Origin of the sequence: Streptococcus sp. 27098_8_76 (assembly GCF_041432315.1) — a bacterium.
Lineage (GTDB): Bacteria > Bacillota > Bacilli > Lactobacillales > Streptococcaceae > Streptococcus.
This window is the reverse complement of sequence record NZ_JAPVZI010000002.1, coordinates 98,429-114,013: the sequence shown is the minus strand read 5'-3', so window position 1 is coordinate 114,013 and position 15,585 is coordinate 98,429. Positions and strand designations below refer to the sequence as shown.

Below are 15,585 nucleotides of genomic sequence, written 5' to 3'. Positions count from 1 at the left end.
CTTTCTTTTTTAATAATATTCTCTCGGAATGCGGTCGCTGAGAAGACAAACCACCTCATAGTTAATAGTCCCACGGTAGGTCGCTACCTGAGTAGCTGTGATTTCCTTGCCCCCATTAGAACCAATGAGGGTGACTTTTGTTCCTAAGGGATAAAGCTTAGGCAGACGAATGGTGATTTGGTCCATCGAAACCCTGCCGACGATTGGGCAAGCTTGACCATCTACCAAGACAGAGAAATTCTGCATGTCTCGTGTCCATCCATCCGCATAGCCGATTGGCACGGTCGCGATGACTTGCTCGCTATCCGCTTGATAAGTTGCTCCATAGCCCATGCAAGCTCCAGCTGAAACTGTCTTGACATGAACCAGAGCAGATTCCAAGGTCAAGGCTGGTTTCAAGTCATAGGGTAAGTCCAAAACCACTCCGCTAGGATTCAGGCCATATATGGCATCTCCCATACGAACTGCATTGAAAATAGTCTCTGCATGCCAAAGAGTCGTTGCAGAATTGCTAGCATGGATCAGCTCTGGGACTTCCTTCATACTAGCCAAAATAGTTTTAAACTGTTCTAACTGGACATTAAAGTAGTCATCTGATTCCTCATCTGCAGTAGCAAAGTGGGTAAAGATTCCTTCAACACGAGCACCATGTTGTCTGAGCAAGACTTGAGCCTGCTCAGCTTCACTAGCCTCTCGAAAACCAATCCGTCCCATTCCTGAATCAATCTTGAGGTGAACTGTCAATCCAGTTAGGTCCGCTTCCTTATCTAAAAGTGCTTTAATCCACTCCAGTCCAGCCACAGTCAAGGTGATGTCGTATTCTTTAGCAAGAGAAACAGCTTCGATTTCAGAAACTCCTAAAATGAGGATTTTCTTCCTGAGTCCAGCCTGTCTGAGTTCAAGAGCCTCATCAATATTCGAAACGCAAAAACCATCAACATCGTCATGAATCGCCTTGGCAACGGCAACAGCTCCATGACCATAGGCATCAGCCTTGACTACTGCGAATTTGAGCGTTCCTTCAGGGATATGAGCCTCCATTTGCTGAATATTTTGTCGAATAGCTCCCAGATGAATCAGAGCCTTGGTTGGTCTATGTGGACTAGCTTTCATGATTTTCCTCCAAAATGACACTGGCTGTCACAAACTGATCGGTATGGCTGATAGACAGCCAAATCTTTCCTGAAAATGGTGCCTGACTAAAATAAGGCGCCCCGCGTTCATTGTTCAAGACTTCTAAATCCTGAAAACCGAGCTTGCCAATACCAGTTCCCATAGCCTTGGAAAAGGCCTCCTTAGCCGACCAACGGCCAGCCAAATATTCAATCTGCCTGCGCCCTTTGAGACTGGCAAATCGCTCCATTTCCTTAGCGGTCAGCACGCGCTTGGCAAATCCTTCATGTCGTGTAACTGCGCTTTCTATCGAAGCCAATTCTTCGATGTCAATTCCGTGTCCAACTATCATTCTCATCAAAAGGAGTTGAGATTCCCCAACTCCATCCTTTTCACTTATTTTGTCAAGGTAGCATAAATTTCTTCTACCAAGGCCTCTGTATTTTCCCAACCTAGACAAGGATCGGTAATAGAGCAACCAAAGACCTCTGGTTGATTTTGACGACCATCTGCTAGGTAAGATTCAATCATAAAGCCTCGAACTGTCTTTTTGATTTTCTCATTCCAATCACGATTCTGCAAGGTCTGGCGAACAATTCGAATCTGCTCCATATATTGCTTTCCTGAGTTATCATGGTTGGTATCGATGAGGATAAAGGGATTTTCAAGCCCCATGGCTTCATAGCGTTCAATGGCATTTAGCAGGGTTTCATAGTAGAAGTTAGGTTCGTTTTTCCCATATTCATTAACTGCGCCACGAAGGATGACGTGGGCCAAGGGATTTCCTGAAGTTTCAACTTCTTGACCATGGAAAAGGAAGGTCTGTTTATTTTGAGCAGCATAAATGCCATTAAACATGACGCCAAGATTTCCAGAGGTTGGATTTTTCATTCCGACTGGTGCATCAATCCCTGAAGCCACAAAGCGGTGCTCTTGGTCTTCCACAGAACGAGCTCCTACAGCATGGTAGCTGACCAAATCATCTACCAAGACCAGATTTGACGGATAAAGCATCTCATCTGCCGTTGTCAAACCTGTCTCTGTAATCACGCGGTAGTGCAACTGGCGTACAGCCTGCAAGCCGTTAATCAGACTTGGAGCCTTAGAGGTATCTGGTTGGTGAACCAAACCTTTATAACCGTCTCCGTTGGTACGAGGTTTAGCAGTATAAACACGCATAACCATGAAAATCTTGTCCGCCACCTTCTTTTGCAAGGCTGATAAACGGTGAGCATATTCCAAGACAGCCTCTTCATTGTCAGACGAGCAAGGACCAATCACCAAAAGGATCCGGTCATCTTCTCCTGAAATGATGTCTGCCAATTCTCTATCACGACGCTCCTTTAGTCGCAAGGCTTCCGCAGACAATTGGGTTTCTGCCTTGATTGCTTCAATATCGATTTCTTTACCTTTTTCAATAAATGCCATCTTATTCTCCTAGCGTTTGGTAGATTTCTCTGACAAGGGCTTCCGTATTTTCCCAGCCTAGACAAGGGTCTGTGATAGACTTGCCAAATACTTCCGGTTCGTTCTGACGGCCATCTTCTAGATAGGACTCAATCATAAAGCCACGAACATACTGCTTGATTTTTTCATTCCAATCACGGTTAATCAAAGTCTGGCGGACAATTCGAATTTGGTCCATATATTGCTTACCAGAGTTGTCATGATTGGTATCCACGATGATAAAAGGATTTTCCAAGCCCATTTTCTCATACTGGGCAATGGTATCCATCAAATTATCATAGTAGTAGTTAGGAATATTCTTACCATACTCATTAATCGCTCCACGAAGAATGGCGTGCGAAAGCGGGTTCCCAGTTGTTTCCACTTCTTTTCCTAGGAAAAGGAAACTCTGTTTGTTTTGAGCAGCATAAATCCCATTAAACATGACATTGAGATTTCCAGATGTTGGATTTTTAAAACCAGTCGCGAAATCTGCCCCACTTGCTACAAAGCGGTGTTGCTGGTCTTCAACTGAACGGGCACCAACTGCCATGTAGGAAATCAAATCATCCACTAGCGGAAGATTTTCAGGATAAAGCATTTCATCAGCTGTTGTCATGCCTGTTTCTGTGATGACACGATAGTGAAGATGGCGAACAGCTTTGATTCCGTTGATAAGACTAGGCGCTTCTGCCGTGTTAGGCTGGTGAATCAAGCCCTTATAGCCATCTCCGTTGGTACGGGGTTTGGCAGTATAAACACGCATAACCATAAAGATACGATCTGCCACTTCTTCTTGTAAAGCTGCCAAACGCTTAGCGTACTCAAGGACAGCTTCTTCATTGTCAGATGAGCATGGCCCGATTACCAAGAGAATCCGTTGGTCTTCTCCACGTATAATGGCTTCTAGCTCTTGATCACGCTGTGATTTTCTCTCCAAAGCCCGACCTTCTAATTTTGATAAGGCACGAACTTCTTCAATATTGATTTTAGGACTTTTTGCTGTAAATACCATAACTCATCTCCTTATAAAGCAAACGGATACCAAGTAAAAATTTACTTTTCACAAGGTATCCGCCTCTAAACTATCTCATTTTATTGTCTTTTACCGTGACAGTTTTTAAACTTCTTACCAGAACCACATGGGCAAAGTTCGTTGCGTCCAATCTGGCTCAAATCCAAATCTTCTGGCATACTTGCTTGGTGAGCAGCAATATTACGAGTCGCTGTTGTACTGATATGACGTTCTGCCTGTGGTCTTTCTTGTTCATGAATTTGTGCTTTCATCATCAAACGTGTCACATCAAACTCAATCGAACCAATCATGTCATTAAACATACGGAAACCTTCTGCCTGATACTCAACAACAGGGTTATTCTGAGCATAGCCACGAAGTCCAACCGCATTACGCAATTGATCAAGGGCATCGATATGATCTGTCCACTTGTTATCTACCACTCGTAGAATCAAGACTTTTTGGAATTCTTTAACTGCTTCTTCATCGCGTAGTTTTGAAACCTGACTATCGTAAACTTGCAAGGCACGTTGGAAGAGTTCTTCCTTAATAGCCTTATCAGACAAGCCTGACAAGTCTTCCATCGTAATAGAATCTTCAGGAAGCAAGTTGTACTTAGCAAAGTTCAAAATCGCTTCTAGTTTTTCATCTTGTTTGGCACGCGCATGACCATCAACGACACGTTCAATCGTGCGTTTAATCATAGACTGAATTTCAGGTGCCAAGTCACGGTCTGCAGTGATGACATCGTAACGTTGAGCGTAGATAATCTCACGTTGTTCACGCATGACATCATCGTATTGAAGGACTTGTTTACGAGTATCGTAGTTATTTCCTTCGACACGTTTCTGAGCTGCTTCAACCTGACGCGTCAACATACGAGACTCAATGGCCTCTTCAGACATGTTGAGACGTTCAAAGATTCCCTTCAAGCGTTCAGAACCAAAACGTTTCATCAAGTCATCTTCAAGAGATAGGTAAAATTGTGACTCACCTGGGTCTCCTTGACGGCCTGAACGTCCACGAAGCTGGTTATCGATACGACGGCTTTCGTGGCGTTCTGTACCAATCACACAAAGTCCACCCAATTCGCGAACCCCTTCACCAAGCTTGATGTCGGTACCACGACCGGCCATGTTGGTTGCGATGGTAACGGCACCACGTTGACCAGCATTCATGATGATTTGGGCTTCTCTATAGTGGTTTTTGGCATTCAAGACTTCGTGAGGAACGCCAGCTGCGACTAATTTCTTAGAAATATAATCACTTGTTTCAACCGCTACTGTACCAACCAAGACAGGCTGACCTTTTTGGTAGCGAGCCTTAACGTCTTCGACAACCGCTTTAAACTTAGCCTCGATACTTGCATAAAGAAGGTCTGAGTGGTCAATACGTTGAACAGGACGGTTTGTTGGGATTGGAATAACACGAATGTTGTAAATTTCACGGAATTCTTCTTCCTCAGTCTTACCTGTACCTGTCATACCAGACAATTTCTTGTACATACGGAAAAGGTTTTGGTAGGTGATTGAGGCAGATGTCTTGGTTTCATCCTGGATTGGCACACCTTCTTTGGCTTCAATAGCTTGGTGCAAGCCATCAGAATAACGACGACCTTCCATGGTACGACCTGTAAATTGGTCAACGATCAAGATTTCTTGCTCTTCGCTCACCACATAGTCAATATCGAGAAGCATGATGTAGTTGGCACGAAGGGCGTTATCGATAAAGTGAGTCAGAGCTACGTTTTCGATGTCATAGAGATTTTCAAGTTTGAAGTAGCTTTCAGCCTTGTCAATCCCTGAATCAGACAAACCAATAGTCTTAGATTGCACATCGATGATGTAGTCGTCTTTGTCCAAAGATTTTACATAGTGGTCTGCCATGTGGTAGAGCTGACTGGTTTCAACTGCATTAGCACCTGATACGATCAAAGGTGTACGGGCCTCGTCAATCAAGATTGAGTCAACCTCATCGACCAAGGCATAGTTAAGCGGACGTTGTACCATATTTTCAGCACGAACGACCATGTTATCACGAAGGTAGTCAAATCCGATTTCTGAGTTGGTTGAGTAAGTAATATCACACTCATAGGCTTCTTTTTTCTCCATTGGAGATTTGGCAGCCAAGTTAATCCCTACTGACAAACCAAGCCATGAGTACAATTCACCCATTTCAGTCGCGTCACGTTCTGACAGGTATTCATTGACCGTAACTACGTGAACCCCTTTACCTGAAAGGGCATTGAGGTATACGGGCATGGTCGCAGTCAAGGTTTTCCCTTCCCCTGTACGCATCTCTGGCACGTCACCATGGTGAAGAACGATTCCCCCCATGACCTGAACCTTATATGGGAATAGACCTAGGACACGTTTAGCACCTTCACGGACAACCGCAAATGCTTCATAAAGCAATGAATCCAGTGATTCTCCATTTTGATAACGTTCTTTAAATTCAACTGTTTTTGCTTTTAGTTGGTCGTCAGTCAAAGCAGCCATTTGGTCTTCGTATTTGAAAACCTTGTCAGCCATCTTTTCCAGACGACGGATTTCTCCTTTATCATTTTCGATAATTGTTTTTAAAATATTAGCCATGTTTTTCCTTACTTTAAATTCCGAATATTTTAGAATGTTCTTTTAATTTTAGCACAATTACTGATTATTTTCAAGGAAGAATCCCCATTTTGAAAAGGAAAAAGAGGCTAGTTTCCAAGCTAACCTCTCTGACTTTTATGATGATTTAATTGCCAACAAAAATCGGCAAAATCGCAAATAGGATAAATAGATTTATCCAAAGAGAAAAACAGCAGATCAATCCAAAAACAAAGAGACTGACTTTCTTGGACAGCAAGGCCATCAAAATAGACAGAATACCAAAAACTAGCAAGACTTTCTGTATGCTGAAGAGGTCAATCTTTCCCCCCAGAATCGGACTGCCCCAAGGAAGAAAGAAGAAAGCAATCCAGATCAACAGAACTAAACCAATATAGACCTTAGAATAGCGTGTAATAAATGATTTTAGATGTGCCATAAGCTACCTCCTAGGATTGTATATCCTTTATATATTGTATATGTCCGTTTTCGACAACTAATACATCTGTACAAAGATCTGAAATATCTTCCGATATGTGTGACGTCAGGATAACCAGACTATTTTCTTTTTTCAGGTAAGATAAAATGACCTGTTTGGTTAACCTCACACTCTTCTCATCTAAAGCATTCATAGGTTCATCGAGAAAGAGTATAGATGGTTCGGCAATAAAGGCTTGAATCAAGGCCATTTTTTGTTTCGTTCCTAAGGATAAATGACGGTACTCAACGTCTTCAAATTCCTGTAAATCATAATATTGGATCCAATCGGCAATTCTTTTTTCCGTAACTTTAGATGAAAAACACCTTAACAATTCCAAATTTTCTCTAAGGGATAAATGAGATAAAAACTCGACTTTTTCAATTAAAACCCCTGCATCCTGAATATAATGATTTTTTATCCCATAGACTTCCCCATCTTGAAGAACTTTTCCTTTATCAAGCTTAATATAACCAGCAAGTATCTTTAAAAGAACTGTCTTACCAGATCCATTATCACCTTTAAGACCATAAATATTTCCTGATTGAAAGACCAGATTCAACTCATTTAAAATAGGTCTTTTCCCATAAATTTTCTGTCCATTTATAATTTCAAGTCTCATCGTTTATCCTTTCTTAAATTTCTCTTCCAAGCGACTAACAATCAACATAACTAATAAACTTAAGAGTACTAAATACACTGTTACAATATGATCCATCATCCATTCTTGTCCCACAAATGCTAAAAAATAGAGAAAAAAGGAAAAACCAGCGCCCGCACTAATAAGTGCTATCAGATAAGACAGTAGTAAGTACAAGATCATTAACTGAGCAAGTAAAAAGAAAAGTGCGACTGTTTTGAAATGAATTCCTAGAGGAAGTAAACCAAGGAACCAGACAAATAAATCTTGAATAAAAAATTTAGAGATGACAACCAATCGTTTCCTTGTATAATCGAAAAAGGAGGTTGATTGATAGCGGATCAAGTGATGGTAATGGTCTGCCAAATCAGTTTCAAGTAAAATGACAGAGAGCCATCCTACCATGAAAAGCGAAAGATTTAACAAGAGTTTGGGGATTTCTAAATTCGCTTCAGAATAGTCATTATAGGAAAAGATTGAAATCAATTCCCTCTTGAAAAAGAGAAAAACATCCTGCTTTTGAACCGCTATTGACAATAGATAGTTAATCAAAATCATCATCAGAACTATACGAAGTAGTAAAACGATCTTTCTCTTTAGCCAAATATTGTTAAAGTTCTTAAACATTATCTTCATATTTTTTAAGTACCATATAGGGGACAATATAAAGGATATAAGGAGTAAAGAGTCTCATCAAACTTACATCCCCATAGCTAGCTTGCATCAAACTCGTCATAGGAACCATATAGTATGGCAAGATACTATAGAGCATCATAGAACCAAGCCATAGAAACATCAAATAGGCAATTGCCGAACGAGTCACATTCCCTAAATAATCAACTATTTTAAAAAAATAGACTGCATTGATGAAAATACCGATTAGTAGGACAGAAGTAAAGAACAAATAGCTTGTTATCTCTCCATCTAGGAGTCTTTGTAAACTACTCCCATCAGAAAATAGAGAATTCCATTCAAGAGGAGAAAAAGTCCCAAAGAAATAAGTTAAAATTGCAATTATCAGCACAGTCACTAAATATATCACACAAGGGATACTTGCAACTTGTAAAGTCAACTTTCTTTTTAACCCTTGATAACTCACTTCTCTTCCAATACTCAATCGTAAAACTTTATTTTTCAGCTCAATATATTGAAAACCTAGCAAAACAATGATGATTGGAATAATAAATGATTGATAAAAACCTAGATTGAACTGGAGAATACGAAAATCTAATGCTGATTTTAATAAGTCATTTTTAATTGCTTGTCCATCGAATTTAGCTAGATCGGGCGCATGAATATCAAAAAAGAAATAAGTCATCAAAACATCACGATAAACCAAAGCAAGAAAAAGCAAAGTAAGCAAGACATAAACAAATTTATGCCTTGCCAAAGTTAAGAGAGGAATCTTCATAAATTATACCTACTTTACGAATTAATTTGGTGACCAACTACCTGAAATGGCAGCTGATAAATCCCACCAATTTTGTCTTGCCATATCTGCTGCATAAACATAGCCAACCGTTGCCCAATTACCATGAGTTGAACGAGTACCACAGGTTGTTAACGATTCTCCACTACGAGCTTCTCCATTAGAATTTACTATACGATGCTTAACAGTCATGGGATGTAAATTTCTACAAGGATTTAAGTTCATGATATATTCCGCACCTTCATTTTCTTTGGTCAAATAACCTGTTCTCTTATAACTGGTAGTAATAACAAAATTACTAAAAGCACCTATCTGATTTGCTTCTACGAAAGTAGTTCCAACAGCACTTATCATTAAAACAGGAATAACCATTTTCAATAATTTTTTAGTTTTCATTTTTTCTGTTTCCTTTCATTTTTTATTCAAGAAGATTCCTTATAACTTCTATTTTAAATATAGACTTATTCTAAACGATGGTATATCATACAAATTCCTCCTTTACTTAATTATGTATGGACTCTAATTTCTTTATCCCCAAAACCACGTTTCAAACCAGATAAGTTGAATCCAACTCCAAATCAAAGATATAATAAATCCAGAGTTTTTCGGTAAATTCTTCAAATATTTTTTAAAGCCCATGACTTTTTCCCTCCTTTTTGATATAATAATACCACCTTTTTCTACGTTTTTTATAAATGTAGAAAATATTCACATTTACCTAGGAGGAACAATATGAGATGGGATTATGGACAAATTTTTAAAGAAATTCGAAAGTCAAAAGGATTGACCCAACAAGATGTATGTGGACAAGTCATACATCGAACAACTCTAACAAATATTGAACACGGTAAAGTTATTCCCAGTTTTGAAAACATGGTATTTCTTCTTGAACAAATTGATATGAGCTTAGCAGAATTCAAGTATATATGCAACGAATACCATCCTAGTGAAAGGCGAGATATTATTGTAGAGAGCCAAAATCCGTCTACTTTTCAAGATACTAGAAAAATGGTTGAACTCACTGAGAAGTGTCAAAAATATCTTAAGACACATCACGATGTTCCTATTCAAAATATCTATCGTCATACAAAAATTGTCACAGAGTTACGAACTAAAGGATTCAAAAACAACCACGTCTTGAAAGATTTGTATGAAGAAATTTGGGACTATCTTGAACCTATGGATACATGGTACATTAGTGATTTGAAATTACTTGGAACCATTCTCTTTTTCTTTCCTTCTGAAAATCTTCCCCTTCTTATTGATAGAATTATGAAAACCATCGAGAAATATAAATACTTCCGAGAAACAAAAGTATTTTTATCATCTTTTTTAGCCAATCTCTCCACTGTATATTTTCAACATCATTTATTCAAAGAATGTGAAACAATCACCCTACAACTTTTGGTATTAGCAGAAGAATTAAAAATATACGATATTCTTGGATTTTCTCAAGTACGCTTGGGAATACTACAACATAACTCCGATTTGATTGATAAAGGAATAACCTTATTACGACTAACCAAAGAAGAGTCATTAGTTAAAATACTCGAAAAAGAAATTAATGATTTTTCAAACCTATAATTTATAATAATTCTTATCGTTTTATTGTAGTAGATTGGAATAGAATGTGAACGAATCAATCAGGGGATCTAAAGCATTTTATACCAATGTTTTATAAGTTGTATTGTATTATTCCATATTCAATCCACTATACAAGACGAACACTTCTCTCAGGTTTCACGATTAAAATAAAAACGACTGTATCTATAGCTCCATAAACAAATCATAGATACAGTCATTTTTTAGTTCCTACACCTTCCTTTATTCACGCCTTTAGACTTCCCTAACTCTTTTCTTAGTCTAAGCATTTTTTTGAAACAGAAATAAGTTAACCTATTCAGAGCAATAGCTAGCAGAATAAAAAGAAACCAAATGCCCCATAACTTGATATCTGTCAAATTTCTCAAGACGATATTGAAAAACAGAACTGAAATAACTGTCCAAGCAAGGCTAAAAAGAGCATAGAGGGGGATGTAAAACCAGTAAAAATAGTAAAAAATTGGGAAAAATTTACTTTCTCTATTATCCTTTTCAATCCAGCTGAAAAAGTAAAACCAGGGAAATAAGATTATCAATTTGAACAAATGTTTCATCGACACCTCCTTTTTGATAGCGTTTTCTATTATCTTATTATATCAAAAAAATCTGGAAATGTCATTCCAGATTCTACTTTTTTATTTACGTTTTCTTGCGATGAGATGGATTGGAGTCCCCTCAAAGACAAAGGCCTTGCGGATTTGATTTTCCAAGAAACGCAGGTAAGAAAAGTGCATGAGTTCTTCTTCGTTGACAAAGATAACAAAGGTTGGTGGTTTGGTTGCCACTTGGGTCGCATAAAAAATCTTGAGGCGTTTTCCTTTGTCTGTCGGTGTTGGGTTGATAGCAATAGCATCCATAATCACATCGTTCAAGACAGCTGATGGGATACGTGTGTTTTGACTTTCACTGATTTGCTTGATCATCTCAGGAAGTTTGTGGAGACGTTGCTTGGTCAAAGCTGATACAAAGATAATCGGTGCGTAAGGCAAGTATTGGAACTGCTCACGGATATCTTCTTCCCAGTTTTTCATGGTGTGGTTGTCTTTTTCAAGTGTATCCCACTTGTTAACCACGATAATCATCCCTTTACCGGCTTCATGGGCAAATCCTGCGATACGCTTGTCGTATTCACGGATGCCTTCTTCCGCATTGATGACCATTAAGACCACATCTGAACGGTCAATAGCACGCATGGCACGCATAACAGAGTATTTCTCAGTATTTTCATAAACCTTACCAGACTTACGCATACCAGCCGTATCAATCATGGTAAACTCTTGACCATCTGTATCTGTAAAGTGGGTATCAATAGCGTCACGTGTTGTTCCAGCAACTGGACTGGCAATGACACGGTCTTCTCCCAAGATAGCATTAATCAAGCTTGATTTTCCGACGTTAGGACGACCAATCAAGCTAAACTTAATGACATCTGGGTTTTCTTCCTCATATTCATTTGGAAGATTTTCTACGATGGCATCTAGCACATCCCCTGTACCGATACCATGGACAGATGAGATTGGCAGTGGTTCACCCAAACCGAGGGCATAGAAATCATAGATATCATTTCGCATTTCAGGGTTATCCACCTTGTTAACTGCGAGTATAACTGGTTTGTGGGTCTTATAAAGCTTACGGGCTACGTATTCGTCCGCATCGGTAATTCCCTCCTTACCAGACACGACAAAGACGATAACATCGGCTTCTTCCATGGCAATTTCTGCCTGGTGCTTGATTTGTTCCATGAAAGGAGCATCGACATCATCGATTCCTCCTGTATCAATCATGCTAAAAGAACGATTGAGCCACTCACCCGTTGCATAGATACGGTCACGTGTCACTCCTTCGACATCCTCTACAATGGAGATTCGCTCACCAGCGATCCGATTAAATAGGGTTGATTTCCCAACATTGGGACGTCCTACAATAGCAATAGTTGGTAGGGCCATAATTTCTCACTTTCTACAATAACTTCTTCTGTTCAAGATTTTTTCTAGTTGAGCTTGGTTCAGCTTGACCAAACTATTCTGCTAGGCGCTGACTCCAGCTTGTTATCGCACGCGCCCCAGCATAGTCCGCCTGTACACGGTCATAAGCCTCAATCACATCAACTGTTTGTTCCTGATATTCTTCCTCAAAAACCACATGATTCAATGGCAAGCGAGGTTTGACTTCATGTTCTTCATTTGGTAAACCTAGTGCCATCCCAAAAACTGGATAAGTATAGTCAGGCAGGTTAAAGAGCTCTGCCACTTCTTCTGACTTGTACCGCACCAAGCCAATAATGACACCGCCATAGCCTAAACTTTCAGCTGCCAGCAGGGCATTTTGACCAGCAAGAGCTGCATCGACCGAACTAATCAAGAGCCCTTCCACACCTTGTGGTTGGAAAGTATCGGTATGAAGTCGTGCTCCCTTTTCTGCTCGGTTCAAATCTCCGACAAAAAGAAGAAAAACAGCTGACTGGCAAATGGCTTCTTGAGGTACCAATTCATACAGGGCATCTTTCTTCTCTTGACTTCGTACCACAATCACAGAGTAGGATTGGAAATTCTTCCAAGACGATGCCATTTGGGCTGCTGTCAGGATTTCAGTCAAGTCTTCTTGAGGAAGGACTTGTTCCTTAAATCTTCGAACAGACTTATGAGCTTTCATCAGTTTAATCGTTTCTGTCATCGACGGTTTACTCCTTCTAAACGAGTCTCCTCAGCCAAATAACGGATGCGTTCCATGACGCGTCTGGCTTCCCAGGTCTCGTCATTTCCATGTTTCCCTTTAGCAAAATGCTGCTCCAAATCTTCAAAGTTGAAGTTGGATGTGAAAAAGGTCGGTAAATTTTCCTGCATCCGATATTGGAGAATGACTTGTAGGATTTCATCCCGCACCCAAGCTGTTGATTGCTCGGCACCAATATCATCTAAGATCAGGACTTCAGACAGCTTAATCTCATCCACCAAGGTCTTGACATTGCCATCACTGATGGCATTTTTGGCATCAATGACAAAGCTAGGATAGTGGAGGAGAGTGGATGAAACACCGCGTTTTTCTGATAAATCATGAGCCAAGGCAGCCACCATGAAACTTTTACCCACACCAAAGTCTCCATACAAGTAAAGACCTTTTCGAATAGCTGGATATTGCTCCACGAAGGCTAATAGCTTTTCAAAAACTGGCAAGCGCCCTAAATCGTCCAAGTCAACTTGAGCCAAACTAGCTTTCTTGAGACTAGCTGGCAGATTGATTAACTTAAGACGGTTTTTAATAGCCACTTCTTTTTCCGCTGCGATTAGTTCAGGAGTTTCTTCATAAGAAACGTCCGCATAGCCATGATTCATAACCAAAATCGGCTTGTAGCCTTTGGCAATATAATCCATATCCCCACGGAGAAATTTATCGCGCTCGGTGATGTATTGGTTAAACTTGGAGATACTGCGATTTAATTCCTCTGGGCTGAGGGATTCTTGCTGGATAAAGGCCGTAACATCAGGGTCCTTCATGATTTTCTGGACCAAATCTTGATAGTGAAAACGGCTAGGTTGACGCTTGAGTACGTCTCCGACACTTTCCATCTAATCTCCTCCTTTTTCTAATCGAGCTAATAGTTCTTGTTTCTTACGTTCTAGTTCCAGACGAGTTTCCTCGCTGGTTTCATTCTTATAATCTGGATTGCTCCACTTGGGTACATTGGACTTGGCAGGACTGGGATTACTGGTTTTTTGAGCCTGACTCTTTTGTCCTCGCTCACGGATGCGCAAGACTGCCTCTTCTGCTGAATGAATCTTTTGATAGGCATAGTCATTGGCTACCTTCATGGCATATTTCTCATTGATGTTTGCAGAATCTACCTTATTAAAGGTCAACAAGAGAATGATATTGATGACTTCGTCCAGCAAGCCCAAGCCAGCCATCTGTTGCAAGAGTTCTCTTTCTGTTTGGGTAATGGTTCCCTTGCGTGTTTGCTTGATTTCTGCCAAGAACTGCAGGGCAGTTTTACTTTTGGCTTCTTTGATAATGGTTGCTTCCTTAGGATTAAAGTCAGAGGAAACTGTTTTTTGAGCAATTTTTTCCCGCATGCGTTTGGTTGAAACAACCTGGGAAACAGCTGTTGACTTGGCCAACTGATAGGTCTCAAACCAAGTCCACTTCTTATCCTCAGCAATGGCAAACAGGTTCAAGACATCGGACTGCTCATCCGCAAAACGAAGCCCATCTCGAGCCATAAGCTGACGAAAATGGTCCAAATCAAAATCATTGGCCACTTTCTTCTTGAGACCAAAGTCTTCTAGATTTCCTAGTTCTGCCAAATCTGGAAATACTTGATTGAGTGAGACAGGTATTTCTTCTCCCTCAGCACTCTCAACTTTCAAATCCTCCACAGCTACATCGCCAATCTTTTTCTCCAAGAGTCTACGATAAACAGGATGTTCCAAGAAGTCCTGACTCGAGAGAGGAGCATGGAGGGCTAGCTGATAAACATCCCCTTTTTGATAGAGGGTCAAGAGATTAAAAGCAGATAGGATTTTCAGGGATTTTATCAGTCTATCCATCCCAAAGTTGAGATGGTTGAGAATGCTTGAAAAGAGGTATTCCTTTCTGCCATTATCCCAAAAACTAATCGTATAAAGATAAAGGCTCAGTGCCTCCTGACCGATAATCGGGAGGTAGCACTGTACCAGAGATGAGGTATCTTGCGACACCCGATTATTCTTTAGATAAGAAAAACGGTCAATTGGCTTCATTTATCTTTCCTTTTTCTTTTTAGAGGACTGGGTGATTTGTTGGAGCAAGCTCTCTAACTCACTGACATCCTTAAAACTACGATAAACACTGGCAAAACGTACATAGGTAATCTCATCTAACTCAGCCAACTCCTCCATGACGAGTGAACCAATGTCCTCACTTTGAATTTCATTTTCATTTCGACCACGGAGTTTCTGTTCGATACGATTGACTACCATGTTGATTTCATCACTTGACACAGGACGTTTCTGGGCTGAGCGGATAATCCCATTAAAGATTTTATCTCTGGAGAATTGTTCCCGTGTGCCATCTTTTTTAACAACCACTAAGGTTCTTTCTTCTACCCGTTCGTAGGTTGTAAAACGGTGCTGGCATTCATCGCACTCACGTCTTCTACGAATGGTGTTCCCTTCTTCTGCTTGGCGACTATCGATAACACTTGACTTGGTAGCCCCACATTTTGGACAACGCATCCTTTCCCTCCTTGTCGTTTTCTTTTCATTATACCATTTTTTAAACGATTCCCAAAACAAT

General features: G+C 40.1%; 17 protein-coding genes. 1 reads left to right on the top strand and 16 read right to left on the bottom strand.

Going from position 1 to position 15,585, the window contains the following annotated elements:
* Positions 1-9: 9 nt before the first annotated feature.
* The 10 genes from alr to O3636_RS02020 form a co-directional block, all read right to left on the bottom strand.
* Positions 10-1,113, bottom strand: coding sequence for an alanine racemase (gene alr / locus O3636_RS02065; RefSeq protein ID WP_371641491.1), 1,104 nt, complete (start codon positions 1,111-1,113; stop codon positions 10-12).
* Positions 1,103-1,471, bottom strand: coding sequence for a holo-ACP synthase (gene acpS, locus O3636_RS02060; RefSeq protein ID WP_371641490.1), 369 nt, complete (start codon positions 1,469-1,471; stop codon positions 1,103-1,105). The genes alr and acpS overlap by 11 nt, the downstream gene beginning before the upstream one ends.
* A 38-nt stretch (positions 1,472-1,509) precedes the next feature.
* On the bottom strand, positions 1,510-2,541 hold the full coding sequence (locus O3636_RS02055; RefSeq protein WP_371641489.1) for a 3-deoxy-7-phosphoheptulonate synthase: 1,032 nt from the start codon (positions 2,539-2,541) through the stop codon (positions 1,510-1,512).
* A gap of 1 nt (position 2,542) precedes the next feature.
* Positions 2,543-3,574: a 3-deoxy-7-phosphoheptulonate synthase gene (locus O3636_RS02050; RefSeq protein ID WP_371641488.1), complete on the bottom strand. Its 1,032-nt coding sequence runs from the start codon at positions 3,572-3,574 to the stop codon at positions 2,543-2,545.
* A gap of 80 nt (positions 3,575-3,654) precedes the next feature.
* Entirely contained in the window at positions 3,655-6,168 is a 2,514-nt protein-coding gene (gene secA / locus O3636_RS02045; protein WP_050251536.1) for a preprotein translocase subunit SecA, read from the bottom strand.
* A 145-nt stretch (positions 6,169-6,313) separates the two neighbouring features.
* Positions 6,314-6,604 (bottom strand): hypothetical protein, encoded by a 291-nt coding sequence (locus tag O3636_RS02040; protein WP_000940698.1) that lies wholly within the window; start codon positions 6,602-6,604, stop codon positions 6,314-6,316.
* Positions 6,605-6,614: 10 nt separating this feature from the next.
* Positions 6,615-7,265, bottom strand: coding sequence for an ATP-binding cassette domain-containing protein (locus tag O3636_RS02035; protein WP_001235271.1), 651 nt, complete (start codon positions 7,263-7,265; stop codon positions 6,615-6,617).
* Positions 7,266-7,268: 3 nt separating this feature from the next.
* Positions 7,269-7,910 (bottom strand): hypothetical protein, encoded by a 642-nt coding sequence (locus O3636_RS02030; protein ID WP_000475785.1) that lies wholly within the window; start codon positions 7,908-7,910, stop codon positions 7,269-7,271.
* Positions 7,903-8,694: a hypothetical protein gene (locus tag O3636_RS02025; protein WP_173219735.1), complete on the bottom strand. Its 792-nt coding sequence runs from the start codon at positions 8,692-8,694 to the stop codon at positions 7,903-7,905. The genes O3636_RS02030 and O3636_RS02025 overlap by 8 nt, the downstream gene beginning before the upstream one ends.
* A 21-nt stretch (positions 8,695-8,715) precedes the next feature.
* Positions 8,716-9,108, bottom strand: a complete 393-nt coding sequence (locus O3636_RS02020) for a hypothetical protein (protein ID WP_000850412.1) — start codon at positions 9,106-9,108, stop codon at positions 8,716-8,718.
* Between the two features lie 336 nt (positions 9,109-9,444).
* On the opposite strand from O3636_RS02020, the gene rgg1518 reads away from it, so the two are divergent.
* The gene (gene rgg1518 / locus O3636_RS02015; RefSeq protein ID WP_050973728.1) at positions 9,445-10,296 is read left to right on the top strand and encodes an Rgg/GadR/MutR family transcriptional regulator Rgg1518; all 852 of its coding nucleotides are present in this window, start codon (positions 9,445-9,447) and stop codon (positions 10,294-10,296) included.
* A 221-nt stretch (positions 10,297-10,517) separates the two neighbouring features.
* Here rgg1518 and O3636_RS02010 read toward each other — a convergent pair whose 3' ends face one another.
* From O3636_RS02010 to nrdR, 6 genes are all read right to left on the bottom strand, one after another.
* On the bottom strand, positions 10,518-10,868 hold the full coding sequence (locus O3636_RS02010) for a hypothetical protein (protein ID WP_371641487.1): 351 nt from the start codon (positions 10,866-10,868) through the stop codon (positions 10,518-10,520).
* A gap of 81 nt (positions 10,869-10,949) precedes the next feature.
* Positions 10,950-12,260, bottom strand: a complete 1,311-nt coding sequence (gene der / locus O3636_RS02005; RefSeq protein ID WP_001207696.1) for a ribosome biogenesis GTPase Der — start codon at positions 12,258-12,260, stop codon at positions 10,950-10,952.
* 73 nt (positions 12,261-12,333) lie between these two features.
* A complete protein-coding gene (locus O3636_RS02000) occupies positions 12,334-12,987 on the bottom strand; it encodes an NADPH-dependent oxidoreductase (RefSeq protein ID WP_371641486.1) in 654 nt (217 codons plus the stop codon).
* On the bottom strand, positions 12,984-13,880 hold the full coding sequence (dnaI, locus tag O3636_RS01995; RefSeq protein ID WP_371641485.1) for a primosomal protein DnaI: 897 nt from the start codon (positions 13,878-13,880) through the stop codon (positions 12,984-12,986). The genes O3636_RS02000 and dnaI overlap by 4 nt, the downstream gene beginning before the upstream one ends.
* Positions 13,881-15,050 carry a DnaD domain protein gene (locus tag O3636_RS01990; protein ID WP_371641484.1) on the bottom strand — a complete coding sequence of 390 codons (1,170 nt, stop codon included), beginning with the start codon at positions 15,048-15,050 and terminating at the stop codon, positions 13,881-13,883.
* Positions 15,051-15,524 carry a transcriptional regulator NrdR gene (nrdR, locus tag O3636_RS01985; protein ID WP_001203672.1) on the bottom strand — a complete coding sequence of 158 codons (474 nt, stop codon included), beginning with the start codon at positions 15,522-15,524 and terminating at the stop codon, positions 15,051-15,053. It abuts the gene before it with no gap.
* Positions 15,525-15,585: the final 61 nt, after the last annotated feature.

Bases quoted from the DNA above. Each gene is read 5' to 3' on its own strand.
- acpS (WP_371641490.1), bottom strand. From the start codon at position 1,471: ATGAGAATGATAGTTGGACACGGAATTGACATCGAAGAATTGGCTTCG.
- nrdR (WP_001203672.1), bottom strand. From the start codon at position 15,524: ATGCGTTGTCCAAAATGTGGGGCTACCAAGTCAAGTGTTATCGATAGT.
- O3636_RS02000 (WP_371641486.1), bottom strand. From the start codon at position 12,987: ATGACAGAAACGATTAAACTGATGAAAGCTCATAAGTCTGTTCGAAGA.
- O3636_RS02050 (WP_371641488.1), bottom strand. From the start codon at position 3,574: ATGGTATTTACAGCAAAAAGTCCTAAAATCAATATTGAAGAAGTTCGT.
- alr (WP_371641491.1), bottom strand. From the start codon at position 1,113: ATGAAAGCTAGTCCACATAGACCAACCAAGGCTCTGATTCATCTGGGA.
- O3636_RS02025 (WP_173219735.1), bottom strand. From the start codon at position 8,694: ATGAAGATTCCTCTCTTAACTTTGGCAAGGCATAAATTTGTTTATGTC.
- dnaI (WP_371641485.1), bottom strand. From the start codon at position 13,880: ATGGAAAGTGTCGGAGACGTACTCAAGCGTCAACCTAGCCGTTTTCAC.
- O3636_RS02055 (WP_371641489.1), bottom strand. From the start codon at position 2,541: ATGGCATTTATTGAAAAAGGTAAAGAAATCGATATTGAAGCAATCAAG.
- O3636_RS02040 (WP_000940698.1), bottom strand. From the start codon at position 6,604: ATGGCACATCTAAAATCATTTATTACACGCTATTCTAAGGTCTATATT.
- rgg1518 (WP_050973728.1), top strand. From the start codon at position 9,445: ATGAGATGGGATTATGGACAAATTTTTAAAGAAATTCGAAAGTCAAAA.
- secA (WP_050251536.1), bottom strand. From the start codon at position 6,168: ATGGCTAATATTTTAAAAACAATTATCGAAAATGATAAAGGAGAAATC.
- O3636_RS02030 (WP_000475785.1), bottom strand. From the start codon at position 7,910: ATGTTTAAGAACTTTAACAATATTTGGCTAAAGAGAAAGATCGTTTTA.
- der (WP_001207696.1), bottom strand. From the start codon at position 12,260: ATGGCCCTACCAACTATTGCTATTGTAGGACGTCCCAATGTTGGGAAA.
- O3636_RS02010 (WP_371641487.1), bottom strand. From the start codon at position 10,868: ATGAAACATTTGTTCAAATTGATAATCTTATTTCCCTGGTTTTACTTT.
- O3636_RS02035 (WP_001235271.1), bottom strand. From the start codon at position 7,265: ATGAGACTTGAAATTATAAATGGACAGAAAATTTATGGGAAAAGACCT.
- O3636_RS02020 (WP_000850412.1), bottom strand. From the start codon at position 9,108: ATGAAAACTAAAAAATTATTGAAAATGGTTATTCCTGTTTTAATGATA.
- O3636_RS01990 (WP_371641484.1), bottom strand. From the start codon at position 15,050: ATGAAGCCAATTGACCGTTTTTCTTATCTAAAGAATAATCGGGTGTCG.